This window comes from Cupriavidus gilardii (genome assembly GCF_013314895.1).
Classification (GTDB): domain Bacteria; phylum Pseudomonadota; class Gammaproteobacteria; order Burkholderiales; family Burkholderiaceae; genus Cupriavidus; species Cupriavidus gilardii_C.
In genome coordinates this window covers 33,110-58,733 of the sequence record NZ_JABTYE010000011.1, presented here as the reverse complement: position 1 = coordinate 58,733, position 25,624 = coordinate 33,110, and the positions used below count along the sequence as shown (strand labels likewise).

21 protein-coding genes and 1 pseudogene are annotated in these 25,624 nt (G+C 60.4%); 9 read left to right on the top strand and 13 right to left on the bottom strand.

The annotated features are described in order from the left end of the window. Positions 1–336 precede the first annotated feature (336 nt). Positions 337–1,506: an NAD(P)/FAD-dependent oxidoreductase gene (locus HTY53_RS12705; protein WP_103519529.1), complete on the top strand. Its 1,170-nt coding sequence runs from the start codon at positions 337–339 to the stop codon at positions 1,504–1,506. Between the two features lie 21 nt (positions 1,507–1,527). On the opposite strand, the pseudogene HTY53_RS12700 reads toward HTY53_RS12705, so the two are convergent. Next, a pseudogene (locus HTY53_RS12700) lies at positions 1,528–2,940 on the bottom strand (phage integrase family protein); the annotation flags it as partial. A gap of 297 nt (positions 2,941–3,237) precedes the next feature. Between HTY53_RS12700 and HTY53_RS25035 the strand changes: the two are divergent. Continuing rightward, positions 3,238–3,315: a YHYH domain-containing protein gene (locus HTY53_RS25035; protein WP_223819874.1), complete on the top strand. Its 78-nt coding sequence runs from the start codon at positions 3,238–3,240 to the stop codon at positions 3,313–3,315. Between the two features lie 145 nt (positions 3,316–3,460). On the opposite strand, the gene HTY53_RS12690 is transcribed toward HTY53_RS25035, so the two are convergent. Together HTY53_RS12690 and HTY53_RS12685 are read right to left on the bottom strand one after the other, a co-directional pair. Next, a complete protein-coding gene (locus tag HTY53_RS12690; RefSeq protein ID WP_012435773.1) occupies positions 3,461–4,024 on the bottom strand; it encodes a mechanosensitive ion channel family protein in 564 nt (187 codons plus the stop codon). Positions 4,025–4,122: 98 nt separating this feature from the next. Beyond that, a complete protein-coding gene (locus tag HTY53_RS12685) occupies positions 4,123–4,449 on the bottom strand; it encodes a helix-turn-helix transcriptional regulator (protein ID WP_049768032.1) in 327 nt (108 codons plus the stop codon). Positions 4,450–5,298: 849 nt separating this feature from the next. Between HTY53_RS12685 and HTY53_RS12680 the strand changes: the two genes are divergently transcribed. The 4 genes from HTY53_RS12680 to HTY53_RS12665 all read left to right on the top strand — a co-directional run bounded on the left by HTY53_RS12680 (position 5,299) and on the right by HTY53_RS12665 (position 8,939). Beyond that, positions 5,299–6,906 (top strand): glycosyltransferase family 39 protein, encoded by a 1,608-nt coding sequence (locus HTY53_RS12680; RefSeq protein ID WP_008650720.1) that lies wholly within the window; start codon positions 5,299–5,301, stop codon positions 6,904–6,906. Continuing rightward, a complete protein-coding gene (locus tag HTY53_RS12675; protein WP_008650722.1) occupies positions 6,903–7,286 on the top strand; it encodes a GtrA family protein in 384 nt (127 codons plus the stop codon). The genes HTY53_RS12680 and HTY53_RS12675 overlap by 4 nt, the downstream gene beginning before the upstream one ends. Next, entirely contained in the window at positions 7,283–8,404 is a 1,122-nt protein-coding gene (locus HTY53_RS12670; protein WP_008650723.1) for a glycosyltransferase family 2 protein, read from the top strand. Before HTY53_RS12675 ends, HTY53_RS12670 begins: the two co-directional genes overlap by 4 nt. A 232-nt stretch (positions 8,405–8,636) precedes the next feature. Then, positions 8,637–8,939 (top strand): zinc ribbon domain-containing protein, encoded by a 303-nt coding sequence (locus HTY53_RS12665; protein ID WP_008650724.1) that lies wholly within the window; start codon positions 8,637–8,639, stop codon positions 8,937–8,939. A gap of 57 nt (positions 8,940–8,996) precedes the next feature. On the opposite strand, the gene HTY53_RS12660 is transcribed toward HTY53_RS12665, so the two are convergent. Continuing rightward, a complete protein-coding gene (locus HTY53_RS12660; RefSeq protein WP_011514822.1) occupies positions 8,997–11,486 on the bottom strand; it encodes a heavy metal translocating P-type ATPase in 2,490 nt (829 codons plus the stop codon). A 499-nt stretch (positions 11,487–11,985) separates the two neighbouring features. Further along, complete coding sequence (flgB, locus tag HTY53_RS12655) at positions 11,986–12,408, bottom strand: flagellar basal body rod protein FlgB (RefSeq protein WP_008650726.1); 423 nt, start codon at positions 12,406–12,408, stop codon at positions 11,986–11,988. Between the two features lie 296 nt (positions 12,409–12,704). On the opposite strand from flgB, the gene HTY53_RS12650 reads away from it, so the two are divergent. Both HTY53_RS12650 and HTY53_RS12645 read left to right on the top strand, forming a co-directional pair. Then, positions 12,705–13,772, top strand: a complete 1,068-nt coding sequence (locus HTY53_RS12650) for a porin (RefSeq protein WP_011229350.1) — start codon at positions 12,705–12,707, stop codon at positions 13,770–13,772. A 182-nt stretch (positions 13,773–13,954) separates the two neighbouring features. Next, positions 13,955–14,233 carry a hypothetical protein gene (locus HTY53_RS12645; RefSeq protein WP_008646716.1) on the top strand — a complete coding sequence of 93 codons (279 nt, stop codon included), beginning with the start codon at positions 13,955–13,957 and terminating at the stop codon, positions 14,231–14,233. Between the two features lie 298 nt (positions 14,234–14,531). Here HTY53_RS12645 and czcE read toward each other — a convergent pair whose 3' ends face one another. From czcE to czcI, 8 genes are all read right to left on the bottom strand, one after another. Beyond that, positions 14,532–14,933 carry a copper-binding periplasmic protein CzcE gene (gene czcE / locus HTY53_RS12640; RefSeq protein ID WP_011514820.1) on the bottom strand — a complete coding sequence of 134 codons (402 nt, stop codon included), beginning with the start codon at positions 14,931–14,933 and terminating at the stop codon, positions 14,532–14,534. A 108-nt stretch (positions 14,934–15,041) separates the two neighbouring features. Further along, positions 15,042–16,472, bottom strand: a complete 1,431-nt coding sequence (gene czcS, locus HTY53_RS12635; RefSeq protein WP_011229349.1) for a sensor histidine kinase CzcS — start codon at positions 16,470–16,472, stop codon at positions 15,042–15,044. A 4-nt stretch (positions 16,473–16,476) separates the two neighbouring features. After that, positions 16,477–17,154: a heavy metal homeostasis two-component system response regulator CzcR gene (gene czcR, locus HTY53_RS12630; RefSeq protein ID WP_008646724.1), complete on the bottom strand. Its 678-nt coding sequence runs from the start codon at positions 17,152–17,154 to the stop codon at positions 16,477–16,479. A 1-nt stretch (position 17,155) separates the two neighbouring features. Continuing rightward, positions 17,156–18,106 carry a cation diffusion facilitator family transporter gene (locus tag HTY53_RS12625; protein ID WP_062739169.1) on the bottom strand — a complete coding sequence of 317 codons (951 nt, stop codon included), beginning with the start codon at positions 18,104–18,106 and terminating at the stop codon, positions 17,156–17,158. Between the two features lie 50 nt (positions 18,107–18,156). After that, positions 18,157–21,348, bottom strand: coding sequence for a heavy metal efflux RND transporter CzcA (gene czcA / locus HTY53_RS12620; protein ID WP_004635342.1), 3,192 nt, complete (start codon positions 21,346–21,348; stop codon positions 18,157–18,159). Between the two features lie 16 nt (positions 21,349–21,364). Next, positions 21,365–22,927, bottom strand: a complete 1,563-nt coding sequence (gene czcB, locus HTY53_RS12615) for a heavy metal efflux RND transporter CzcB (protein ID WP_004635340.1) — start codon at positions 22,925–22,927, stop codon at positions 21,365–21,367. Positions 22,928–22,944: 17 nt separating this feature from the next. Continuing rightward, the gene (czcC, locus tag HTY53_RS12610) at positions 22,945–24,201 is read right to left on the bottom strand and encodes a heavy metal efflux RND transporter CzcC (RefSeq protein ID WP_004635338.1); all 1,257 of its coding nucleotides are present in this window, start codon (positions 24,199–24,201) and stop codon (positions 22,945–22,947) included. A gap of 75 nt (positions 24,202–24,276) precedes the next feature. Next, positions 24,277–24,624 carry a CDF family cobalt-zinc-cadmium transporter CzcI gene (gene czcI / locus HTY53_RS12605; RefSeq protein ID WP_137924345.1) on the bottom strand — a complete coding sequence of 116 codons (348 nt, stop codon included), beginning with the start codon at positions 24,622–24,624 and terminating at the stop codon, positions 24,277–24,279. 473 nt (positions 24,625–25,097) lie between these two features. Between czcI and HTY53_RS12600 the strand changes: the two genes are divergently transcribed. Further along, positions 25,098–25,598 carry a transposase gene (locus HTY53_RS12600; RefSeq protein WP_254599932.1) on the top strand — a complete coding sequence of 167 codons (501 nt, stop codon included), beginning with the start codon at positions 25,098–25,100 and terminating at the stop codon, positions 25,596–25,598. The last annotated feature ends 26 nt before the right edge of the window (positions 25,599–25,624 follow it).

Sequence of the window (25,624 nt, the reverse complement as noted above, 5' to 3'; positions counted from 1 at the left end):
GTTTGATTCGCTTCCTTGGGAGGGGCGATGCCAACATTGCTCGGGCTGACCAGTTCGTCCCGCACACGCGCCTCTTCTCGCGTTGCCTTCGCCGACGAGCGTTCTCCCGCGCGATGCCCGGCGCTCAATTTGAGACCAGCATTCACGCGCGGGCTATCCAATCACGGCACGCGCTTTGCTATCTGCTTTGCTATCTGTTGGGCTGCCAGTGCCGCCGCGCCACCAAGGGACGGCGCCCGGCGCACGCAAGCACCATGGCGTTGACCCGCGATGTCGGGAAGTCCTGGACGCCTGCGCCGATAACCTGTGCCGCCATGAAACTCGGTACAAGGAGGCATGATGGGCTCGATCTCCATCTGGGCGGCCACGCGCCCGCGTCGGCCTCGACCGGCCCTTGAGGGCGACCTGCGCGTCGACGTGGTGATCGTCGGTGCCGGCATCACGGGCCTGACCGCCGCCCTGCTGCTCGCAAAGACCGCCCGGTCGGTGGCGGCGATCGAAGCCCGTGCCGTAGGCGCGGGTGATAGCGGCGGCTCCACCGGTAACCTGTATCAGACCGTCACCGGTGGCCTCGAAACGCTGGCGGCTAAGTGCGAAGCGGACACCGCCCGCGCCGTCGTAGCGTCTCGCGGGGAAGCGATCGCCTGGATCGAGCAGCAAGCGCAGGCGATGGGGCCGAGCAGCGGCTTCCGCCGCTGCCCGATGTACCAGTATCCGCTAAGCCCGGATGCCGAGCCGACCATACTGGGGGAGCTGAAGGCATTGCGCGCAGCAGGTCTGGACGCGCAGTTGGCCTCTGAGATGCCCCCCGGCTTGCCCGCCGCAAAGGGCGCGGTGCTTCTGCTTTCGGCACAAGCGCAGTTCCATCCGATCGGCTATCTGCACGCCTTGGCCCTGCAAGCCGAACACGCCGGCGCCCGCCTCTTCGAAAACTCCCCTGCCCTCGAGCTGGACCTGGAAGTCGGCGTCGTTCGCACACGGACCGGTACCGCCTTCGGCCACCATATTGTGCTGGCCACCCATTCCCCGCTGGGTTTTCACTTGGTGCAAGCCGGCATGGCTGTGCGCCGCGAATATGGTTTGGCCTTCCACGAACAAGCCGTTCCGGCTGGCATCTTCTGGGCGCAGGCCCATCCCAGGCTATCGGTCCGCGGATTGGAGGCAAACGGCAAGCATTACTTGCTTTGCATCGGTGAACACCACGAAACGGGAAGGCATGATGCAGCCGCGGCACTCGCTCAACTTGAACGGGCCGCGCAGGAATACCTGGCTGTCGGTTCACCCGTTCAGCGCTGGTCGGCACAACACTTTCATTCTCCGGACGGCCTTCCCTACATCGGCCGGGACGAGTCAGGGGCTTTCATCGCCACTGGTTTCTCCACCGACGGGCTGGTGTACGGCACAGTCGCGGCCCACATCATTACTGATCAGATCATCGGCGCGCAGAGCCGTTGGAGTTCGCTGTACCTGGGGTCGCTTCAGAAAACGGAAAATATTGCACGCTAAGCCAGTCGGCACGGACGTCGGCTACCGAGCGGCAAAGGCCTGACCTATTTGGTGTGCCCGCTTGACTTCGTCGCTTTGCAAGTAAATCGAGGTGGTGGCCACCGACGCGTGGCGTAGGTTATCGCGCACGGTGGTCAGTTCCGCGCCGCGAGCGAGGGCGTGTGTAGCGTGGGTATGCCGCGTCCAGTGGGGACTGGCTCGGCGCAGCTTTTCGGCGAGTGTCGGGTGGTCGCCGGCGATGATGTCCGCGGCCTGGCCAAAGAAGCGCCGCATTACCATCCACAGCCGGGTGCCGGTGATGTTAGTGACGCTGTCCTGCTCCAGGCTGGCGATCAAGGGTGTCCTGGGGTCCCAACGGGCTGGTGTCACCGGCAGTCCGCGCTGTACAAGATGCTGATCGAGTGCGGTTCGCGCAAGTGGCGGTAGCGCCACCTTTCCCGGGCGCCCACCTTTGCCGACCAGGTGCAGCCAGCGGTCGTTGCGCTCGTCAGTGCGGATATCGCCCAGCGTCGCGCCAACCAGTTCGCTGGCCCGCAGGCCGGTCGCGTAGGCAAAATCGAGAATGAAGCGCAAGCGCTGCGCTGCGGGCACGTCCCACCCGTACGACCATTCCAGGCCATCGGCAATGGTGCGCACCAGCAGCCATTCGCCCTCAGTAAAGCCACGTGTGGTATCGAGTGGCGCGACCCGCGTGCGGCCGCGGACTTTGATGCCGGCAAACGGGTTGGCCAATACATAGCGCTGCTCGATCAGCCATCGGAACATGGCGCCCAGCACCGTGAGGGCGTAGGCCGTCGAACGTGCCGATAGCCCCCGTGCGAAGGGGCGCCAGTCGGGCGCGCTGCGTGCCCGCGGTGGCCCGATCCAGCGCTCACGCGGAGTTGGTCGCCGCAGGAACCCGCGGTAGGCGATGGCGTCCTCGGTCGTAAGCGACGACAGCGCCCGACCGCGCTCGATAATCGCCCACAGGATCAGGCGTTCCGCCTCCTTGCGATAGGCGCGCTGCGTGGTCTGGGTTTCGTGCAGGGCGAGCCAGGCCTGCACGGCTTCGTAGTCGTTCGATGCGTCGAGCGTGCAGGCCTGTCGCGGTGCCCGGAAGCTGCCTCGCGAGCCGTCCACCTCGTCGGGCAGTTTCAGCCGCTCCCACGGGACCACCTCGCCTGGCGGCGCGCCGACGATCAGGGCACGCGCACGCTCCGTCAACCGCGGATGGGCGTGGAAGAAGGCCTCGATGTGCCGCGCGCTCGCTTGCCCCAGCCCCGGGATCGCGCCCCACCAGCGGCGCCGGCGCGGCACGCGCACGGTCAGGTCCGCCAGTGTGGAAATGCCGTGGGCTCGCAATGCGCGCACGGCCCGCGGTGCCAGCCACAGTTCAATGTCGTCGGTGACCTGTGGCTGCGGCGCAGGCAGAGCACGCAGAACCCTGATGGCCTGGCCATCGGCGAGGCCATCGGGATTGCGGGGACGCTATGCGTCGATTCACCTACAAACTTGGGCGCCAGCGGCCGTCAGCATTTTCGTTAAGTTGCTGAGGTGCGTTGGCCGTAGCGAGCGCAGACAGTTGTGACACAGCCGCAACAGCCCTACCGCGGCGGGGAGGGCTGGCAATCGCAGTGATGATAGTGTGGAACTTGCGGCAGACTGAGACCGCTAACCAACACTCCAGGGAGACCTTTCTTGAAACGGATCACCATCATTCTCACGGCCGTTCTGGCCTGTGCGTCGGGCGGCGTGTGGGCGCATAGTGGTGGGACTGACAGCCAAGGCTGCCATATGGACCACAAGACCGGCATTCGTCACTGCCACTGAAGTCAAGCAGTATTGCGGCGTCCGCCGACATCGCGGACGCCAGCGGCTTAAGGTCTTGAGTAGTTTGCTCGGCCTCAAAAAAGCGAAGCGGGGCTTCCCTTCTTGCGCCGGTCTCCGTCCTTGCCTGACCGCGCCACCCTTGCGGTTACTTCCACCTTCGTAGCACACGTTGAAACACCAGACTGTTCGGCAGCTGCAGCACCACCTCTTGTCCTTCGACTGTTGTTTCCAGTAAGGTGGTATAGACGAGATTTACGTCGAGCACACGGCCCTTAATTCCCGGCTTTTCCCCGTTCTCAAGAAGCTCCACAACATCCCCAATGCGGAACGCACCGGTGACGTATATCAGGAGCGCGCAGAACAGGTTCGAGAGTACACTCCACGCGGCGAAAAACGCGACCGCCCCGACAGTGGCAAATCCCGTGAATGCGGTCCACAGGACGGTTCCAGACACGCCCATTCGCTCCAGAGCCCAGAGCGTGGCAGCTACGTACACGATGGTCGCGACCACACGCAAAGACAGCGCCGCAACTTTTCCTGGCAGAGAATATGTATTGGTCAGCTTTCTAAGCAACCGCCGCGCGATGCGCACTGCTAACCATGCGCCAGCCGCAATCAGCACGACCTCGATAGCGGGAACAAGAATGTCGAACCAATCTGCCAGCCACTGCGGCAAGCTTTCGTGTATAGCTTGAAGAAGTTTGTTCATCGAAATAGAGATACAGCCACAGCACCGTACTGTGGCACAGATACCAATAATCGGATTTTTACCGTTCCGGTCTTTGCTTGAAGGTCAAGCGCGACAACTTACATGCCGGCGTCGTGCCTACACTCACCGGTTTTTGATCGAGGTGCAGGCTCGATCGGCTCAACCAACAGATCACCGAAAAAGTAGGCGGCAAATTGATGGCGATTGCTGAGGTTCGCCTTGGCGAATACGCCCGCGGCAATTGTCCGCACCGTCACATCATGCCACGCTAGCGAGTGAGCGCACTCTTCAAGGGTCAACCCTTTTATGAGAAGCATCGCCACTTCCGTTTCCGATGGCGTATATTTCCAGCGCTCGAACTGCAGCAGCATCGACTGCAACAACTGCCGCGTCGCCTGAATTGCCACCTCGTTTCGTTCCGCCATCACCTGCCCTCGTACCTTGGCTGCGCCAGGTAGCGCCTCAGAAACAGGTCGGTTTGGGCTGACACGACGACACCGTTTTCGAATCACGAACCAAAGGATCGCGAGGCCGCCCACTACCTACGCGACTGCGTCGGCGACGACATGAGCGTCCGGTGTTCGCGTTGCAAGGTGGTAGAAATCCCACGCCTGATAGGTCGAGATTGCCATCAGAAGTGCCGTCAGTCTCGACCGCATAGCAGCGAAGTCCTTGCGACTTTTTGGGGTTGACAACGAACACCCCGGATCTAAGCGCAGCGCGAAAGACAAGCACCTTCGAAAGAGGCTGCGCCTAAGAACATCTGATGGAAAGCGACTTCCTAGGCTTGAGCACTAAGGGTGATGAGGCCCGCTGACAACTGCGGGGCGTCAAGTTTACTATGCAGAACATTGCGGCGACATTGCCGAATGGTTACGCACCAACGCATCGAACCCGACGCCCGTTCTCCGAAGCACTTGGGTTACCATGAGCTAACGCTGACGCTTCGTCAGGCAACTTCTTCTGCCGCAAAGCACTCGACGGCGGACTGCGCCGTCATCATCTCGTAATCCCCCCGACAGGTGAGCGCCCTAGAATCCCGCTGTTCGCTCTCTGCTGGCCAAGTCGCCATCCTTCGGACTCCCGCGTGAATCGCATCCTCGGCTCGTGGGGCGTCAAGCGGCGCCGCGTGAACTGCTCCATGATCCAACATCACGACGGCGACGAACCACATCCGGCATCTATGTCGTTGCGCCCTGAGAGCATTTGACCAAGCGCGGTAGCAGTGGCCACCGCACACCTGGACGGGCAGTCTCTTGAAGCGACAGATTTTCATGGCTTTGACCATCGCACTCACGGTGGTCCTCTGGATGTCCACGCTATCCGTGCGTCCCCTCTATGAACCCGACGAGGGTCGTTACGCCGAGGTTCCGCGCGAGATGTTCGTCTCCGGCGATTGGGTCACGCCGCGGTTGAACGGCATCAAGTTCTTCGACAAGCCGCCCCTGCAGTATTGGGCGACCGCCAGCGCCTATACGCTCTTCGGGCCGTCCGAGTGGACAGCAAGGATCTGGAGTGCGCTTGTGGGACTGCTGGGCGCACTCGCCGCATGGTGGGCGGCGCGATCGCTCTATGACACGCGCATAGGCCTCGCCTCAGCGCTGGTGCTCATCGGCGCTCCCCTCTGGATTCTCGGCTCGAATCTGACAACAACAGACATTGGTGTCGGCGCACTGCTCGGCAGTGCCGCTCTCGTTTTCGCCGTGGCCTACCAGAATCGGGAACCTCGCTTATACCCCCTGATCTGGTTGTTGGTCGGTCTGGCATTTCTTGCCAAAGGCCTGATTGCCCTGGTACTGCCAGGAATCACGCTGCTGCTATACGGGGCGGTCACTCGACAATTTTCCGCATTTTTTAGCGCGAGATTCTGGCGCTGGAGCCTGCTTGCGGTGGCCATCACCATGCCTTGGTTTGTCGTGGTGTCCCAGCGCAACCCCGAATTTCTGAATTACTTCTTCATCCACGAACACTTCGCGAGATTCTCGTCCTCGGTTCACGAGCGGGACAAGCCATTCTGGTTCTTCCTGGCCGTTGGTGCGGCAGGCGTCCTGCCGTTCATGGGCTTGATTCCCCGTGCTATCGCACTCCGCTCTCGCAGCGCACAGGCAACGCCTGGCTTCGACGCACGACTGTTTCTGTCGCTGTGGGTAGTCGTTGTCATTGCCTTCTTTTCGATTTCGCGCTCGAAGCTGCCGCTCTATATCCTGCCCGCCTTACCACCGGTGGCCGTCTTGCTCGCGTACAGATCCATGACTGCAGCCCGCCCCACACTGGCGGCAAGCTTTCTTGCCATGCCTGTGCTCGGCGTTGCCATCGCCGTGCTGCTATGGCATCCGACAATGTCGAATGCGGTACTGAAGCTCAATATCAGCAATCCGGCCTCATTGCATACCTGGGGCGCCATCACGATGGGCATTCTGGTCATCGGTGGCTTCCTGGCCTTTGGGATCGCCCTGCGCGGCCACAGGCTCTGCGCGGTTGCCGTCGCTTCGCTGGCGACGCTGGCCAGCCTTCAGGCTGGCTTGATGGCGTCTCGGGCGTTTGGGTCCCTCTCCATCAAACCACTTGGCTTGGAAGCCAAGGCGGCGTCCCGCGACAACACACAACTGTTCAACGTGGGCCAGATTGACCGAGGTCTGGCGTTTTACGCCGAACGAGAACCGATCATTGTCGGGGCCAGATCCGAGCTGGATCTCGGCTTCTCGGTCGAGCCCGACAAGTGGATTGCTAATGAAGAAGCTTTTGCGCAGCGATGGCTGACCCCTGGTCACAAGCTCGCGGTCATGCGGCACGAGACGTTTCATCGACTGAGACCGCTGCTCGGCGGCAACACAACTGTGATCGGACGACATGGCGTCAACGTTCTGGTGCAAAAACCATGAACATCCCATCACGATTTGTACGGTTTCTGGGCGCGGGGGCGACGGCAACCGCTACACACTACGCAACACTGATCACGCTGGTCGGTTTCGGGGTTGCAGCGCTACCGGCGTCTGCCGCCGGCAGTGTTGCAGGCCTTCTGACGCACTACTGCATCAGCAGCCGATGGGTGTTCACACCAGTCCGACCACAACGCGCCACTTTCGGACGGTTCATTCTCGTTTCCGCGCTGGCGTTCTTTCTTAACTCACTTCTGATGTGGGCTGGACTAGCATTGGGGCTTCACTACCTGGTTGCTCAAATCCTCTCGACAATTTTCGTCATGTTGGTCAACTACGTACTCCATGCAAATTGGACGTTCATGAATGGAGCGATGCGATGAATGCCGCCAGCCTGCTGCCAGAGAAGATCTCGGTCGTCGTACCGCTCTTCAATGAAGAAGCTGTCCTGCCACAGTTTCACTTTCGGCTTCTCCGCGTGATGGATGGATTGGCATCGGACTACGAGATTATCTACGTGGACGATGGCAGCCGCGATCGATCACTGGCGGTTGCACACAATCTCAAGGCGGCCGAAGCGCGCGTCGGCATTGTCGAGCTGAGTCGCAACTTCGGCAAGGAAGCCGCGCTAACGGCGGGCCTCGACGTGGCAAGCGGCGACGCCGTTGTGATCATCGACGCCGATCTGCAGGATCCGCCCGAACTGATTCCGTCGTTGATCGAGAAATGGCGCGAGGGGTTCGACGTGGTGTACGCCACGCGCACTTCCCGGGATGGCGAATCGTTCCTCAAGAAGTTCACCGCGCACTGGTTTTACCGCCTGATGGGCAAGCTCAGCGATACGGAGATTCCGGCCGACACCGGCGACTTCCGCGTCATGAGCCGTCGTGCCGTTGCCGCACTCGGACAACTCCGGGAGCAGCACCGCTTCATGAAGGGGCTGTATGCCTGGATAGGATTCCGGCAGACGGCCGTCTTGTATCGGCGTGACGCGCGGGCATCCGGGACGACCAAGTTCAACTACCGCAAGCTGTTGCGTTTTGCCGTGGATGGCATCACTGCCTTTTCCACCGTGCCGCTCAAGTTTGCAACCTCGATCGGCCTGCTTGTTGCCGTTCCCGCCTTTGGCATGGCCGCCTTCATCGTTGGCAAGACGCTGCTCTACGGCGACCCCGTACACGGCTACCCATCCATGATGACCGCCCTGCTTCTGCTGGGCGGCCTGCAACTGGTTTTCCTAGGCGTGCTCGGGGAATATGTTGGGCGTCTGTTCAATGAAGTCAAGCGGCGGCCGGTGTATCTGGTGGCAAGCTATACGGCGCCGATCGGCCCCGGCACCCCCACCGCTGAGCCGGGGCAGGTGGCCGCAGCGACACGGGGTGGCACCCCGCCTGCAGCAATCTTTCACGCACCCGGATGCCCGGAAGGCAAAGCTCCTGGCCTCCCCGAGGCTCCTCAGCGGGATGCCATCCTCACGGAAACCCTTGCGCCAAGCCGATAGACAGCCCGCCTTCCATGCGCTCTCACGACATGGCCAGCAACTATCGGGATCATGACGTTTTCGAAAGAAAGAGCCTCGTATTCAACTTATTCCGTTCTTCGCATCCACCGACCATTGACCCTGTAGTCACTACAGACTATTTACTACAGGCATTGGCTGACGCGTAGCAGCGCAAGTCGTCGCAGCACCCGACACCACGGGGCCGCAGCGACGATCCATCCACTTAGGAGGAATGATGGGTTTCTTGGAAAGGCTCATGGGCCGTCACAGCGGCGGTCATCACGGCGGCGGAAGTGAGCACGGTCGTCGAGGAGGTCATCATGATGGTGGCGGCAGCTACGGCTATGGGAATCCTTTGCCACCACAAAGCCCCGCCGGCGTCCACTGCCCCAACTGCGGCACGGTGAGCGCCCAGGGCGCGCGCTTCTGCCAGCAATGCGGCAGTTCACTGGCTCCGGCGCCGTGCAGTCGATGCGGCACCTTACTCCCACGCGACGCAAAGTTCTGTGGAAGTTGCGGCAATGCCGCCAAATGAGTCGGCGGCCATAGCTGCCGCCGCATCTGGCATCGCCATCATTGCGGCCGGGGCCCGTCATGGGGATTTGTCGCGATAGGCTAGCAGTCGAAGCGCATTGAACACGACGATCAGCGTCGACCCCTCATGCATGGCCACGGCGGGCCCGATACCGAGGCCGAGGATCGTGGCTGGCAGAAGGAACGCCACGACGCCGAGGCTGATATACACGTTCTGAAGGATGATGGCCCGCGTATGTCGGCTTAAACCGACCACAAAAGGCAGGTGTTGGAGGTCGTCGGCCATCAGCGCAACATCCGCCGTTTCCAGTGCCACATCTGAACCTGCCGCACCCATTGCGATGCCCACCGTGGCGTTGGCCATTGCCGGCGCGTCGTTGACGCCGTCGCCGACCATGGCCACTTTGGCTTCCGCGCGCAACGTCTGGATGGCTTTGACCTTGTCCTCAGGCATCAGATCGCCCCAGGCTTCATCGATACCTACGTCCTTGGCGACGGCTTCGGCTGCGCGCTGGTGATCGCCGGAGATCATGATCATGCGTGTGATACCCAGCCTGCGCAGTGCCTCGAGGGCAGCGCGCGCCGAGGCGCGCGGCGTGTCCATCAGCCCAATGGCGCCGAGGTCCCGATCTCCCTGCCTGACGATCATTGTCGTGCGGCCAGTGCTGCGCAGCGTCTGCACTGCGCTCGCCATCGATTCGCTAAGCGGTGCAATCCCGTCGGCGCCGAACATGTCAGGCTTGCCAATCCAGACGGTCTTACCGCACAACGTCGCCGTGACCCCGCGTCCGGTCAAGCTTTGGAGATGAGACGCTTCCGGGATGGAACTGCCTTCCAGGCGCTTGCGGCCATCGCGGGCAATGGCCGCAGCCAACGGGTGGTCGCTGAGCGACTCCACGGCGACCGCTACGCTCAACAATTCCGCTTCAGCTACTCCTTCGGCGACCATCACATCGGTAATACGGGGGCGCCCCTCCGTCAGCGTCCCCGTCTTATCGAATGCAATGGCTTTCAGTGAACCCAGGTTTTCGAGCGGCGCCCCGCCCTTGATCAGTACACCCCCTCTAGCGGCGCGCGCTACCCCCGACAGCACCGCGCTCGGTGTCGCGATGGCGAGCGCGCATGGGCTGGCGGCAACCAGCACCGCCATGGCGCGGTAGAAGGTCGCACTGAACGGCTCATTGATCACTAGCCCTGCAAACAGCAGCAATACCGCCAGCACAAGCACTGCAGGAACAAAGATCCGTTCGAACTTCTCAGTGAACCGCTGGCTCGGTGACTTTTGCGCTTCGGCCTCGTTGACCATCTTGACGACTTTCGCCAGGGCGCTGTCCGTGGAAAGGCGCGTCACTTCCACTTCAATGGCGCCGGCGCCATTGATGGTTCCGGCGAACACGCGGGACACGGCCCCTACGGCATCGGGCTTCCTCCTGGCTGCGGCGGCGTCATCCACGGGCTGCTTGTCGACCGGGATGCTTTCGCCAGTAACCGGCGCTTGATTGACTGCGGAAGCCCCCTTTACCAGAAAACCATCGGCGGGGAGGCGTTCGTTCGGCCGAACCACCACCACATCCCCCACCTGCAATTCCTCGACGGGGACCTCTCGTACCTCGCCTTCACGCCGCACACTTGCTGTAGCCGGTGCGAGCGCCGCCAACGCTTCGATCGCCCGCTTGGCGCGCCCCATGGCGTAGTGTTCGAGCCCGTGGCCGAGACTGAACAAAAAGAGAAGTAGCGCGCCTTCCGCCCAAGCGCCTAACGCCGCCGCCCCTGCGGCGGCTACCAGCATCAGTGTGTCGATTTCGAACTTCTTTAGCCGGAGGTTCTCTATCGCTTCCCGAACGGTATAGAAACCACCAAAAAAATACGCGCCGACAAAGAAGGCAACCGGAATCCATGCTGGCAGGCTGCCGAACAGCTTACCAACGGCAAATCCGAGACCAAGCAAGGCCCCACAGATCAGGGAGAAGATTAGCTCAGTATTCGGGCCAAACACGCTGCCGTGTGCGTGGGCCTCATGCCCCTCGCCTTCCCCATGTGCATGATCCTTGACGCCTTCGCGGTGTTCATGGTCTGCATGACCGCTCTTCCGGGCACCGATCTCAACCGGCGCGAGCCCGCGTTTTGACAGGGCCTGCTCGATCCCTGCCGCGGAGATCCGATCGTTGTCGAATTCGACGCGCGCTATGCCGGAGGCGCTGACTTCGGCCTCGATGACGCCGGGCAAGGCCCGCAGTTGGCTAGCTACGGTTCGCGCTCGTCGTTCGTGCCAGACGCCCTTCAATTGCCAAAGCACATGACCAAACCGCGACGAAATCACCGCACCCGTGCTTGTCACCAGCTCCCGGATGCGGGCAAGGGAAATCGCTGCGGGATCGTAGTGGACACATATCTGTGAATCGCTATCAACATTTGCAGTTTTTATATGCGCCGCCTCGACGCCCTCTTTCCCTCTCAGTTCGGACAGCAACCGTTCTACACAGGGATCAGAGGAATCGGGAAGGCCAGGAAGCAAGACAGGAATGTCCAGGCGCAGCTTTTCGGTCATTGTCGCGGGCTCCAGTCAGTCTGAATCGGCATTCACGCCGTTGCACACTATTAGCAACTAGTGTGCCCCGCATTGCAACAACAAAGCTCAACGAGTCAGCGCCCCAATGCCCCGCCGTAATGCGTTGGTAATGTGCCCGCAATCTGAGCGTACTATCTTGCGGATGACAGGATCCTCATGTCATCCGTCCAGGAACCATACAGATGATTAGCGCCGTCGCATGCTCTGCCTTGCTGGCCTACGCTTTGCCGGCTCCTGCGACCGGTGATCGACTCAGCGAGAAGCCGACCCAGTGGCACACCCTCGCCATTGGACATTCAGACACGGGATACGCCTCCCGCGACCAACGGGTTGCCTGGGCGGCCAACCCGCGACATCGCACAGCCAAACATCCGTCGAAGCAGGAATCCGCAGCGAGCACACCGGAGCCGTCTTCCAGAGACGCGTCCAGCGCTGTCGCCGCACCCAAGCCGCCCTGCCAGTAGTCGCGGTTTCCCCGCTAGGGCCGCATGTCCTGGTAGAGCTTGAGCATGTCCTTGTACTCGTCGGCAGTCTTTTGAATGGAGAACCGCATCCGCAGCGCGTTCTCTGCAAACGCCACACGCTCGACGTCCATCTCCACGGTGTTGCCGTCCATACTCGACTGCAGGGGGACGCGATACATCAGATCCTCTTCCAGCGCGGGCTTGCTTGCCTCGATGTGTCGCGGCGAAGTCATGGTCATGCCCGCAAAATTCTGGCCACTGCCCATCACCCTATCCAACTCGGCGCTGAAGTCGATATCGCGCGCCTTGTAGTTCGGCGTATCCGCATTTGCAATATTTGCAGACAGCAGCTCGAACCTCCGTGTGCGAAGTCGCAGCGCTTGCTCATGAACGCTGTCTTCGCTACGCGCCCATTTTGCGACGTATGGCGTGTCCATCCTTACTCTCCAACTAGATCGGAACCCGCAGCGTATTGCAAAGGCAGTCGATCTTGCTTCGAGAGAAGCGACCTCTTTTCGTGAGTTTCCCATTACCGGCCCGCAATGTTCGCGCGCACACAGGTTGACGCGTCCGCGCGAAAGCCATGTCAATCCACATAACCCCGGTACGTTCCACCTTGTCGTCATCACGCGACGAAGTGACCCCACGTAATTACTTCGCAATCTGACCGTCATCTGCAGATTTCTATACTCGCCCCCACCAAATTAATTTCGGGTCTTAATGAGGAGAATCCATGAAGATTAGTCGCATTGCCGTCGCATCCCTCGGTCTGTTCGCTACAACCGCATTCGCTCAATCGAGCGTCACGCTGTATGGTGTGGCCGACGCGGGTATCGAGTATCTGAGCAACGTCCCATCGGCTTCGCCCGGTGGCTCGAACCAGGTTCGCATGACCTCCGGCAACATGTCGACGTCGCGTTGGGGCCTGCGTGGCGTCGAAGACCTTGGCGGCGGTCTGAAAGCCATCTTCGAATTGGAAAGCGGCATTTCGTTCGACACCGGCGCACAGAACAACAGCACCCGTCTTTTTGATCGTAGTGCCTTCGTAGGATTGGGTAGCAAATATGGTCAACTGACGTTGGGTCGTCAAACGACACCAATGTATGACACCACGCTGCAACTCGACCCGATGGGCTTCGCGCCGCGCTACTCGCTCTTCAAGATGGATGACGTCTTGGCGGGTCGCGCTGACAATGCTATCAAGTACCGTGGCATCTTCAGTGGCCTGACGGTCACCGGCCTCTACAGCTTTAGCCGCACCGGCGGCGGCGAAGTGCCGGGGAACTACAAGGTCGATCGAAACATGGGCGTATCGCTCATGTATGAAACCGGCGCCCTCGCTGTCGGCGCGGTGTACGACGAGATCCAGGGCAGCACCGTCGCCACGGCCGACCGCAAGGACCGCCGCGCTCTAATTGGCGCGAGCTACGCTTTCGGACCGGCTAAGGCATTTATTGGTTATCGCTGGTACAACGGCAATGTCGGTGCGCTGCCGACGAACGGTTCTAACATTTACTGGGCCGGCCTGCGCTATGGCCTGACGCCCGCACTGACGCTGACCGGCGCCGCCTACTACACGGACAGCCGCAATTCTGGCGCAGACCCGTTCCTGTTCGTTGCCTCGGCAGATTACGCTTTCTCGAAGCGTACCGATGTGTATATGAACGTCGGTTATGCACTGAACCGCGGCAACTCGCAGCTGGGCATGAACGGCTACAACTCGACGACCGGCAGCCCGACCAACGTTGTCCCTGGCAAGGATCAGACCGGCGTCGTCGTAGGCGTACGCCACAAGTTCTGAGCGAGCTCAAAAGAATCGACACTTTCTTGTTAATTCAAGAGAGTTTGTGCCTCCCAACCGGGAGGCATTTTTTTATGACAGGATCGTAATACGCGGGTAATTCAGTGGAGCAGGTCCGGTAGCTAGACTGTGAACACGGTGAGCGATTAGAGACTCACAAACATTGACTCCGGAGAGATTCCATGAAGACGATTCACACTGCCCTGATTGCTGCTGCCCTCACGATTGCTGCCGCCGGCTCCGCCATCGCTGCTACCCCTGATGGCCAGATCCACCGTCCCCGCGACCCCTACACCGACGGCGGACGCGCCGCAGTCAACGACATTTACGCCGGCGGTGCACGCATCGACAAGCGCGACGTGTTCACCGACGGCGCACGCCTCGGCCAGCGTGACGTATTTACCGACGGCTCGCGTATTGGGCCGCGTGATGTGTTCACCGATGGCGCACGCGGAATTTGACGCAAGCCGTCCCTGAAACTCAGACCGACCTCTGTGGGGGAGCCAGGCACCCGTCAGTTGCTTGGCTCTTGGTGCTCTTTCGCTTTATCCCGATGGCGAAAGCTTCCGAAGCTTGCCCTCCCCGGAGGGCAAGCTTTTTTTCCCTCCATCGGCGTCAATCCGGTGCCGTTCATGATGCGGTGGCGCGTGCTACAACTTCCCATCGCCTCGTGTATTGCTAAGCGGCAGAACCGACGCCAATGACGATGAAAAAGGCCCCGCATTGTGCGGGGCCTGTAGTTCACCGGTTCAGCAACGTTCAGCCACCTGTGAAGAGGTCGCTTCTATCAATATAGACGCGCACGCCAGCGCTACCCGGCAGATCCGGCATCAACAAGCCAAGGTCCACACTCGTATCCCTGACCATCTGGGCGAAGGTCCATGCGACGATCTTCTCGCCGGCCCGAAACGCCACCGTCTCGCCAGAGTCCACGTTGACATACCGCATCCCTGGCTTCACGTCGATAATGCGACTGGCCTGAGATTGGCCGGCTGGATCGCCATACAAGGTCGCGTGACGCTTCGCCATCGCCTGCGCCGTCGCCGTCGACGCAGGCACGCCCGGTTTCAACCCGGTCATTTCCAAAGCATACGAAGCCGACATCCCACCCAACAGCAACGCCGCAAACAGCAAGGCGTGTTTCTTCGTTTTCATAGTCATCTCCTTTCTAGAGACTTCGTTGATCTATGAAAACGAGTGTATAAATTGTACGCATGCTGCAGCCTTGCCCGGCGATTACAAATAGGCAATCGGGCTCATTGCACCACTCTACCCAACGACTGGTCGGTCCTGACTCGGCCTACCCACCGAAACCCGCGCTGAGGCTTCAGCACCGTTGAGCGGGAAGCGCAATGTAAAGCGTGTCTTCCCATCCAAGCCGCTCACGGCTGACGCGTCGCCGCCATGGAGCTCCATGATCGACAGGACGATGGCCAGGCCCAGCCCCGTGGACTGTGACGAGTTGGATCTCGCCCTATCCCCACGGAAGAACCGATCAAAGATGAGGGAAAGTTCCCGCTCCGGGATTGGGTCTCCAACGTTCGTGATGTCGATGCAACAATGTGCCGCTTCGCGGCGCACCACCAGATCTATCATCGAATTCGGCCACGCATGACGGACCGCATTTGACAGAACATTGTTGATCGCACGCTGGAACAGAATGGCATCAGCGACCAGGGTGGCATCCCCGCTTACCCTGATTACGACGCTTCGCTCCTCTGCAAGCACCGAAAAGTAGGCGGACAACTTGCGAAGTTCTGCATTCAACTGGAGTTCCGTCAACTCGAGCGCCACATTGGCACTGTCAGCTCGCGCGAGGAACAACATCGCATCGATCATCCTCGCAAGTCGCTGGTATTCGACCAGGCTTTCCTCCACCAAGGCGACATACTCGGGCCCGGTGCGGTCTCGTGACAAGGCGACCTCGGCATGTCCAATGAGGTTGTTAAGCGGCGTGCGCAAATCATGGGCAAGATCGGCGGAGAACCGCGACAGCTTCTGATAACCATCCTCGAGGCGTTGCAGCATCGCATTGAACGCAGAGGCGATATCACGCACTTCGGTGGGCTTGGGTGGCATGTCCACCCGGTAGCTCAGCCGTTCCACACTGATCCGGTTGATCTGCTTGATAAGTACGTGCGCCGGCTCCAGCTCACGGCGCGTAATGGCCGCCCCCACCAGGGCCGTCAATATCACACCGACGGTGGTACCAAGCACGAGCGTCGTCCGGAATCGCGCAGTCACCTGCTTCCTGTCCTCGCCAGACTTCGCCACGAACACCGTCGCCCGCGTACCGTCTCGCCCCAACACCGCATCGGCGGACTGGAACATGAGCGATGACTTTCCCGTGACCGCCGCTTGGTCAGTGCCTTCCAGCAATGCATCGTTGCCCGTGCGAAACAAAAGCCGGCCATCCAGCGCCGTGACGCGAACGATGAGGTCCGAGTAACCTCGCACCAGATCATCGAAGCGATGCTGCGCCGCCGGGACGCCCTGCACCCCGTCCACCTCGCGCAAGAAATGCTCGACCTGTTCGAGTTTTCCCTTTACAACCTCATCGTCTCTGGCCTCGAGTTGCGCGGCGAGCGAGTAGTAAGCAAAGGCGCCCATGCTGGCCAGCGCGATAGACAGTACCAATGCAAAGAAGAGCCCAAGCCGCCTCGTCAGTGACAGCGGGGTTATCGAAGTCCCGGGCCTCATTCCGTCACCGGCCGCGCTCTGGGTCGAGGACATAGCCCATTCCCCGTACGGTATGGATCAGCTTTTGATCGAAGGGATCATCCACCTTGGATCTCAGGCGCCGGATCGCGACGTCAACGACATTGGTATCCGTGTCGAAGTTGACGTCCCAGACCTGGGACGCGATCGTGGTTCGCGACAGCACCTCCCCTCTCCGGCGCATGAGCAGGTGCAACAGCGAGAACTCCTGATTCGTCAATTCAATGCGGGTAGTTCCCCGGAATACCCGCCTTCCAAGCACGTCGATGTCCAGATCGGCAATGCGCAATCGCTCGGACTCCTTCGAGGTGCTTTGGCGCAAGCAACGCCGGATACGGGCAAGGAGCTCGGCAAAGGCGAAGGGCTTGACCAGGTAATCGTCTGCCCCCAACTCGAAGCCTCTGACACGATCCGCCACATCATCCAGCGCCGTCAGAAACAGTACGGGTGTCTCGGACTTGGATCGAATGGACTTGATGACCGTCCACCCGTCCATACCTGGCAGCATGACGTCCAGGATGATGACGTCGTAGTCGGTCTCTTCCGCCATGTGGAGCCCATCGCCACCATTGTTCGCGATGTCGACCACGAAACCCGACTCCGACAATCCCTTCTGCAAATACTCCGCAGTACGCGGTTCGTCTTCTACAACAAGTACCCGCACCTTAGTTTCCTCCTGCAGCAAGCGACTTCGATCCGACCAGTGCTGGCGATGCATTGAAATGCTGAGCTGCATCCGCTTGTTCGCATGGTGCCAGTTCGAACTGAATGGTCACGTGCGTGATATCGAATTTGTCAGCCAGCATCTGCTTCAATTCCGGTAGCACTTCCATTTCCGGGTTGACGGCCGTGTCATTCACGACATGAACCGTCAAGCTCGCCTTGCCGCTGGTAAGTGCCCAGATGTGGAGGTCATGGAAGCTTTTTACCCCGGGCGTCGCCAGAATTTGCTTCTCAACCTCTGCCAGATCCACGTCATCGGGTACGCCTTCGAGCAGCACATTCAGGCTCGACTTCAGCAGGATCCAAGTGCGAGGCAGTACCCAGAGGCCGATCAGCACCGCAATGGCGGAGTCGACCCACGCCCAGCCCGTGAAGCGGATGATGATCGCATCGGCGATGACGCCAACCGACCCGAGCAGATCGCTCCAGACTTCCAGATAAGCACCCTTCACGTTCAGGCTGCTGCTTTGCCCGGAGGACAGCATGCGCATGCTGATGAGATTGATGATCAGGCCCAGCACAGCCACGACGAACATGCCGGTTGACTCAATCTGAGGTGGCGATTTCAGCCGCAGGTAGGCTTCGTACAGGATGTAGATAGCCACACCGAACAGCAGCAATGCGTTAAAGGCCGCGGCAAGAATCTCAAAACGGTAGTAGCCAAATGTCCGCTTCTTGTCCGCGGGTCGCTTGGCGATCGCAATAGCAGCCAGTGCGATGGCCAGTGCGACGGTGTCCGTGAGCATGTGCGCGGCGTCGGAGATCAACGCCAGGCTCTTCGTCATGACACCACCGACCACTTCGGCAATCAGGAACGTACCGGTCAGCGCAAGGGCGATCTTGAGCGATCGCTCGTTGCCACCGGGATGGTCGTGTGAGTGACCTGCGCCCATAGAAACTCCTATAAAAATTGGGCGGTACGATGACCGCCCAAGGATTTACGTCATGCAGGCTGGCGGCCTTGATCCGGTTGATGCGTCTGAGTGACTGGCTCGCGAGTATCTTCCGCGTCCTCATCCTTGCGGTGAGCAAGTCGATAGAGCACCGGCAACACCAGTAGGGTCAGCGCCGTGGACGACAAGATGCCACCGATTACCACCGTTGCGAGGGGACGTTGCACCTCAGCGCCCGTACCGGTGGCGATGGCCATCGGCACGAAACCCAGGGATGCCACCAGGGCCGTCATCAGCACCGGACGCAGTCGCGTCAGGGCGCCAACTCGGACCGCGCTGTCGAGGGAATGCCCTTCTTCGCGCAGCGATCGGATAAACGACAGCATCACCAGACCATTGAGCACCGCCACCCCGCACAGCGCGATGAAGCCCACCGCTGCAGTAATGGACATCGGAATGCCGCGTATCCACAGGGCAAGAATCCCGCCAGTCAGCGCAAAGGGAATGCCCGTGAAGACTAGCAAGCCATCCTTGATGTTGTTGAACATCGCAAACAACAGTACGAAGACCAGCAACAGCGCCACCGGCACTACCACCTGCAGGCGGGTGGTGGCGGACTGCAGTTGCTCAAAGGTGCCACCCCATGTCATCCAGTAGCCAGCCGGGATCTTGACCTGGCTTTGGATAGCCGCTTCCGCCTCGGGCACGAATGAACCAATATCACGTCCACGAACGTTGGCACTGATCACGATGCGGCGCTTGCCGTTCTCGCGCGAGATCTGGTTCGGGCCGGGCGCCATTTCCAGCGTCGCCACCTCGCTCAATGGGATAAACGTCGTTCTCGCGTCCACTCCTTTTGGCAACGGAATCGGCAATCGGCGCAGAGCCTCGACCTCGCCGCGCACAGCTTCGGGCAGGCGGACCACGATATCGAAACGACGATCGCCCTGGAAGAAGGTTCCGGAATCACGGCCTCCGACGCCCGTTGCCACCGCGTCTTGCACGTCGCTCATGTTAAGCCCGTATCGCGCCGCCTTCTCCCGATCGATCTTGACCGTCAGCATCGGCAAGCCGGTGGTCTGTTCTACCTTCACCTCCTGCGCGCCGGGGATGCCCTGCAGCACGGCCGATACCTTCTTCGCCGTCTCGCTGAGCACGTTGTTGTCATCGCCGAAGATCTTGACTGCGACGTCCGAGCGGACCCCGGAGATCAGCTCGTTGAACCGCAGCTGGATCGGTTGGGAGAACTCGTAGTTGTTCCCGGGGATCTTGCCGGCTTCCTCCTGGATGGCGGACAGCAGTTCGGCATGTGTTTTCTTCGGCTCTGGCCAATCCTTCTCAGGCTTGAGCATGATGTAGCCATCCGAAATATTCGGCGGCATCGGATCGGATGCAATCTCCGCCGTACCTGTCCGCGCAAACACGCGCTCGATTTCGGGGAATTTTGCCTTGAGGGTCGTCTCGATCGTCTTCTGCATCTCCACGGACTGCGACAGGCTCGTGCCAGGAATGCGCAGCGCCTGGATGGCAATGTCGCCTTCGTTCAGATTGGGGATGAACTCGCTGCCCAGGCGGGCCGCAATGGCCACGCACAGAACAATTGACACCGCGGCAAACGTCAATACAACGGCCGTGTTCGCGAGCGACTTTTCCAGCAGCGGCTCGTAGCGACGCTTCGCCCAGAGCATGAGACGATTTTCTTTCTCGGCCACCCGTTCGCCGATGAACAAGGCGACCGCAGCCGGAACGAACGTCACGGACAGAATCATCGCGCCCAGCAGCGCCAGGACGACCGTGAACGCCATCGGGTGGAACATCTTGCCTTCCACCCCCGTCAGCGCAAAGATCGGCAGGTAGACGATCATAATGATGAGCTGACCGAAGATCAGTGGGCGACGCGCCTCCTTCGCTGCGGCAAACACCTCATGGAACCGCTCGGAGCGCGTCAATGGCCGGCCATGGTGTTCCTGCGCATGCGCCAGTCGCCTCACACAGTTTTCGACAATCACCACCGCGCCATCGATGATGATGCCGAAGTCGAGCGCGCCCAAGCTCATCAGGTTCGCACTGATCTTGTAGTTCACCATCCCCGTGAAGGTGAACAACATCGCCAGCGGAATGATCGTCGCGGTAATCAGCGCCGCGCGGATGTTACCCAGGAAAAGGAACAGAATTACGATGACGAGCACCGCGCCTTCAAGAAGGTTCTTCTTGACGGTCGCAATGGCCTTGTCGACCAGACGTGTCCGGTCGTATACCGTTACGATCTTCACACCTTCCGGCATCGTACGGTTAATGGAAGCGACCTTTTCATCGACCGCTTTTGACACAGCCCGGCTGTTTTCGCCGATGAGCATGAATACCGTGCCCAGCACAACTTCCTTGCCATTCTCGGTTGCCGCACCGGTACGCAGTTCCTTGCCAATCTCCACATCCCCGATGTCGCGAATGCGGATCGGCTGCCCCTGCGCTGTACCGACAATAATGTTGCGGATGTCGTCTTCGGACGCAACCTGACCCGGCGCACGAACCAGATACTGCTCGCCCCTACGCTCGATGTAGCCCGCACCCACGTTGTCGTTGTTCTTGTTCAGCGCATTGACGACGTCGGTCAGCGTCAGCCCGTACGACGCTAGCCGTTCAAGACTCGGCGCGACCAGGTACTGCTTGTTGAAACCACCGATAGTATTGATCTCGGTGACACCGGGCACGTTACGCAGTTGCGGCCGTACCACCCAATCCTGGATTTCGCGCAAATCTGTCGGCGTATAGGCAGTCCCGTCAGCTTTGCGAGCACCCTCTTCGGCTTCAACGGTCCATAGATAGATCTCCCCGAGGCCGGTCGAAATAGGCCCCATCGCCGGCACAACGCCTTCAGGCAGATTGTCCTTGGCTTCCTGGATGCGCTGGTTGACGAGTTGGCGCGCGAAATAGACGTCCGTGCCATCCTTGAAGATGACCGTCACCTGCGACAAGCCATAGCGGGACAGGGAACGCGTCTGTTCGAGTCCCGGCAGGCCGGCCATCACGACCTCGATCGGATACGTAACACGCTGTTCGGTTTCGAGCGGTGAATAGCCTGGTGCCGAGGTATTGACCTGAACCTGAACGTTGGTAATGTCAGGGACCGCGTCGATCGGTAGTCGGTTGTAGCTGAAAATCCCTAACCCGGCCATTCCAAACACGGCGAGCAGGACCAGCCATCGCTGCTGGATGGCGAAACTAATGATACGTTCAAACATTGCTGTTTCCCCCGTATCAATGGCCGTGTTCGGCGCTGGATTTGCCAAGTTCGGCCTTCAGAACAAAACTGTTGGCGGCGGCGTAACGTGCGCCCGGCTTCAGGCCCTCGACAATCTCGATGACCTTGCCGTTTGTCCGGCCGACCTTCACCGGCTGCGGCACGAATCCACCTTGAACCGCGACAAAGACTACGCTCTCGCCATTGACGTCCTGGACGGCCTCGGTCTTCACCGCAACGGGCACCTCGACATCAGCACCGAATACGTCGACCGTGACGAAGAGACCCGGTCGCCAAGCCATCTGTGGATTGGTCAATGTTACGCGGGCCTTCGCCGTCCGCGTCTGCTCGCCCAGCAGCGAACCCACGTATGAAACGGTGCCATCTGCCTTCACATCGGACGATGCCGAATTGATCGACGCCTTTTCGCCGATGCGCACCCGCTCGACATCCTTGGCAGACACCACGAACTCGGCCCAGACGGACGACAGATCCGACAGCGTGAACACGTTGGCGTTGTCCGCCACCGCTTCCCCAAGCGAGATATGCTTTTCAACGATCATGCCGTCGAACGGTGCGCGCAGCTCGTAGCGATTGAGTGCCGTCGAGCTGTTGCTGGCGCCAATGGCGGTCAGCTTCTGCTGCGCGTTCTGGACACTGATCTGCGCTTCCTGCAGCGCGTTGCGGGCGCTCAGATAATCTTGCTCCGCAGAGATCTTCTGTTCCCAGAGCTTCTTCTCGCGGTCATAAGTGACACGCGCCAGATCCAGACGTTTCTGTGCTGCGAGCAGTTCGCTGCGCTGGTCAGAAAGTCCGGTGCTCGCGATGACCGCGAGAACCTGTCCCTTCTTAACCTGTTGCCCAATATTGGCCGGAACGCTCTCTACGACGCCAGCCAGTCGCGGCACCACGTGGGCTGTCTTGTCTTCGTTGAAACGGATTTCGCCGGGGAACTGGACGCCAGCCTGGACCTTTGCCGAGCCCGCGGTTTGAACCACTACCCCTGTCTTGGCCAGCTGGTCCGCTGTCAACTCAATCTTGCCTTCCTCTTTCGAGAGCCGCACGGCGAGTGGCGAAGACGAACCGGGCAAGGTCACATTTGCGGTCACGTCAAAGACATGGGGCTCGGCAACTGGCTGTTGGCTTTCCAGCGCGTCGCCAGACACCACGAACTTGAGCGCTTGAGACTCGCCCGTAGCCCGCACGAGCTGGCCTGTCGCTGCCACGCCATTTGCCACCGCCTTCCCAGACTTGCTAACCCAGAGCCGAATACGGGCCTCGCCCTTGGATTCGGCCGTGCCAATTTCGACGTCATAGCCATCACGCGAAAAGAGCGCGCCACCATTGGGGCCCTTCTTGACCTCGTGATGCTCGCCGTCGCCGTGTGACTTGTCATCCTTGTGGTCGGCTTCCGCCGCCTGCTTGCCATGGTGCTCGGTGTCGCCATGCCCCTTGGATTCCGAGTGCCCACCCTGCTCTTCCGGCGCAGAGCGCCCGCTCAGCAGAACGCCACCAGTCGCGACGCCGCCCACCAGTACGATGGCCGCAATGGCAGCCTTTTGTTTGTTCGAAATAGCCATGTTTTATGAATCCCGTCTTAACGTCCCAGAATGCGATCGATCGTGGTCGCCGCCTGATAGGTTTGTCCAAGCACGCCGAGATAGCGGATGCGTGCCTGGAACAGCGTGCGCTGGGCATCCAGGACGTCCAGATAATTGAACTTGCCGGCCTCGAAGCCAATGGTCGCCGCGTTGAAGGCTTGCTCGGCGCCTGGCAAGACGGTCTGCTTCAGCGTTTGTGCCGAGGCGCGCGATACCGACAGCTGGTTCGATGCCATCAGGAGATTTCGGGTCAGGCTGATGCGATTGGCCAGATATTCATCCTGGGCCTTGTCCGCCTGGCGAATGGCCGAATACAAGTTGCCCTGATTCCGGTCAAAAATCGGCAACGGGATCGCCACACCGATCACCGCCATGTTGCGGTTGGCTTCTGTATCTCGCTTGGCACCCAGACTGACTGTCAGATCCGGATACTGGCGGCTGCGCTCAACGCCCACCAATGCCTGGCGGCGGTCAAGTTCAGCGCGGCTTGCGGCCACCAGCGGTGAGTTTTCCAGCTCCTTCAGAAGGAGTTCAGGCGCCGGCCTGGATGGCAGCGCGTCCAGATTGCCCTGTGCTTCGGTAAACTGCGGCGATGCATTGCCCCACAACGCCGTCAACGCCTGACGGGCGGACTGCAGGCTCGCCGTTGCTTCGGCCAATTCAAGTTCGGCGTTGGCCTGTTCGACACGTGCCTTAGTTTCGTCAACCGGGGAGATCTTGCCGGCCGCGACGCGGCGTGAAGCGGCTTGCGCGCCCCTCGCAGCGATATCCGCGGAGCCAGTTGCCAGCTTGACGCGTTCCTGTGCGATCAAGACGGAAAAAAAGCTCTCGATTACCTGCGCCCGAATGTCACCGCGAACGCCAGCCAGCGTTGCCTGCGCCAGTTCGCGCGTCCTTTCCGCGGCATTGATACGAGCCGAGCGCTTGCCGCCCAGTTCGATGGGGATATTCATCTGGGCGGTGGATGTACGGGTGGATTTCCGCGTGTCCTCGACCAGCGTCTGGAGTTCCGGGTTCGGAATAACCCGGGCCTGCATGATCCCACCTTCTGTGGAATCGAGTTCCTTGGCGGCGGCGGACAGGTTGAAATTGCTTCCTGCCGCCAGCGACAACGCGGCCTCGAGGGTCAACGGTCCCGCCGCTTCCCTTGGGAAGACGGGCACCATGGACGTGCCGGTGTCAGATTGCGCTACGGCAAAGTTTGGGCTGAGAAATGCTACCGCCAGCCCGAGCGGCAGAAATAGTCTTCGCATCGAATTGCACCAAGGTATGTGACCAGGAGAATTCGGCGAGAGACGAAAGGAGAAAAAGAGTCGTCGTCTCGCCGATCAAGCGAGACGCTGCCACTGAGGACGGTCGGGAGCCCTGGCATTCAGAGACGAGAACTCGGACGCATGTTGAGTATCGGTCACTTCTACCCGATTCGCTATCAACACGTCCTGCGTCTGTCCATAGACGAACGGGAGGGAGACCAGATGGCATACCCCGCAGTCTGTATCCACGAATGGCTTTTTCTCGGCATCCGTTTTACCTTCCGGCTGCTGATGACGATGCTCGTGGTGCCCAAGGTGCCAAGTGGCCGTGGCTTTCTCGTGCTGACAATAGCGTGCCGCTGCCGCCCAGGAAAACTGGAACGGCAAAATGAGCAGCACGAAGATCAGAACGAAACGTCGCATTCCTTGGGAGACTGTGCGGGGGGCTTGGGGTTGAAGTACTAACGGCTGGGCCGTCGCCGAAGTTTACATGAATCCTCGATCACCAGCATTAAGAGCAGATTACGATTATCGCTTTCGCCTGCTCGTTTTGGGGTGCCGCTTTCGCCCCTCATCAGTCTTACGCTTGGGGGCGGGCCCATGCTTCCACCGCAAATAGACAGCGAACCCCACATACAGGACGATCAGGCCGACCAGCATCACGAGCATGCTCTCGACAACAGAATCGGAGACGTGAGCGTAGTGCATGGCTGTACGTGTATGCTGTGCATAAGCAGCGTTCTTGATGGCGAATCAGGGGGTATTTGATCAAGAACGATGAGGGAAGCTGGGGGAGCTTCCCTCAGGCATCGTGCACACACGTCCTTGAGGGAAGATGTCGCCTTTATTGTGCCAACAATGAAGGGACATCCACAGTGTGCGACGCGTTGCTGCAAATGCCAGCATTCTTTGCGCTGTTGCGCAGAATCGATGAAGACCTGATGCAGTCAGCGCAGGAGAGTGGCTGTCGCCATTGCGGCCAGCGGTTGCACCGCGCCGACTACCCGCGTAAGCCAAGGGGCTGCCCGCCGCAGGCGCACATGGACTGCAGCACACGCCTGAGCCTTTGCTGTGCCGAATGCCGCAAGCGTACGACGCCTGATTCAGTGCGCTTCCTGGGGCGGCGCGTCTACATGTCGATCATCGTGGTGCTGCGCGGGTACGGCGCCACCAATGGTGATCTGCTGCCACCAGTCAGTTGGGCCACGCTCAAGCGCTGGCGCCTCTGGTGGAGCGAGACCTTCCCAACCACGCCCGCGGGACGCTGGATCAGCGGTCTGCTGCCGCCCGCCGCGCAGACTGCCTCCTATCCGGAACGCATGCTGGCGTCGGTTCAGGCCGAGACCGATGCCGACCGCTTGATCAAGGTATTGCGCCTGTTGCTGCCGCCGCGCTAAGCGCGCTGGCTGAGGGGTGTCCGGGA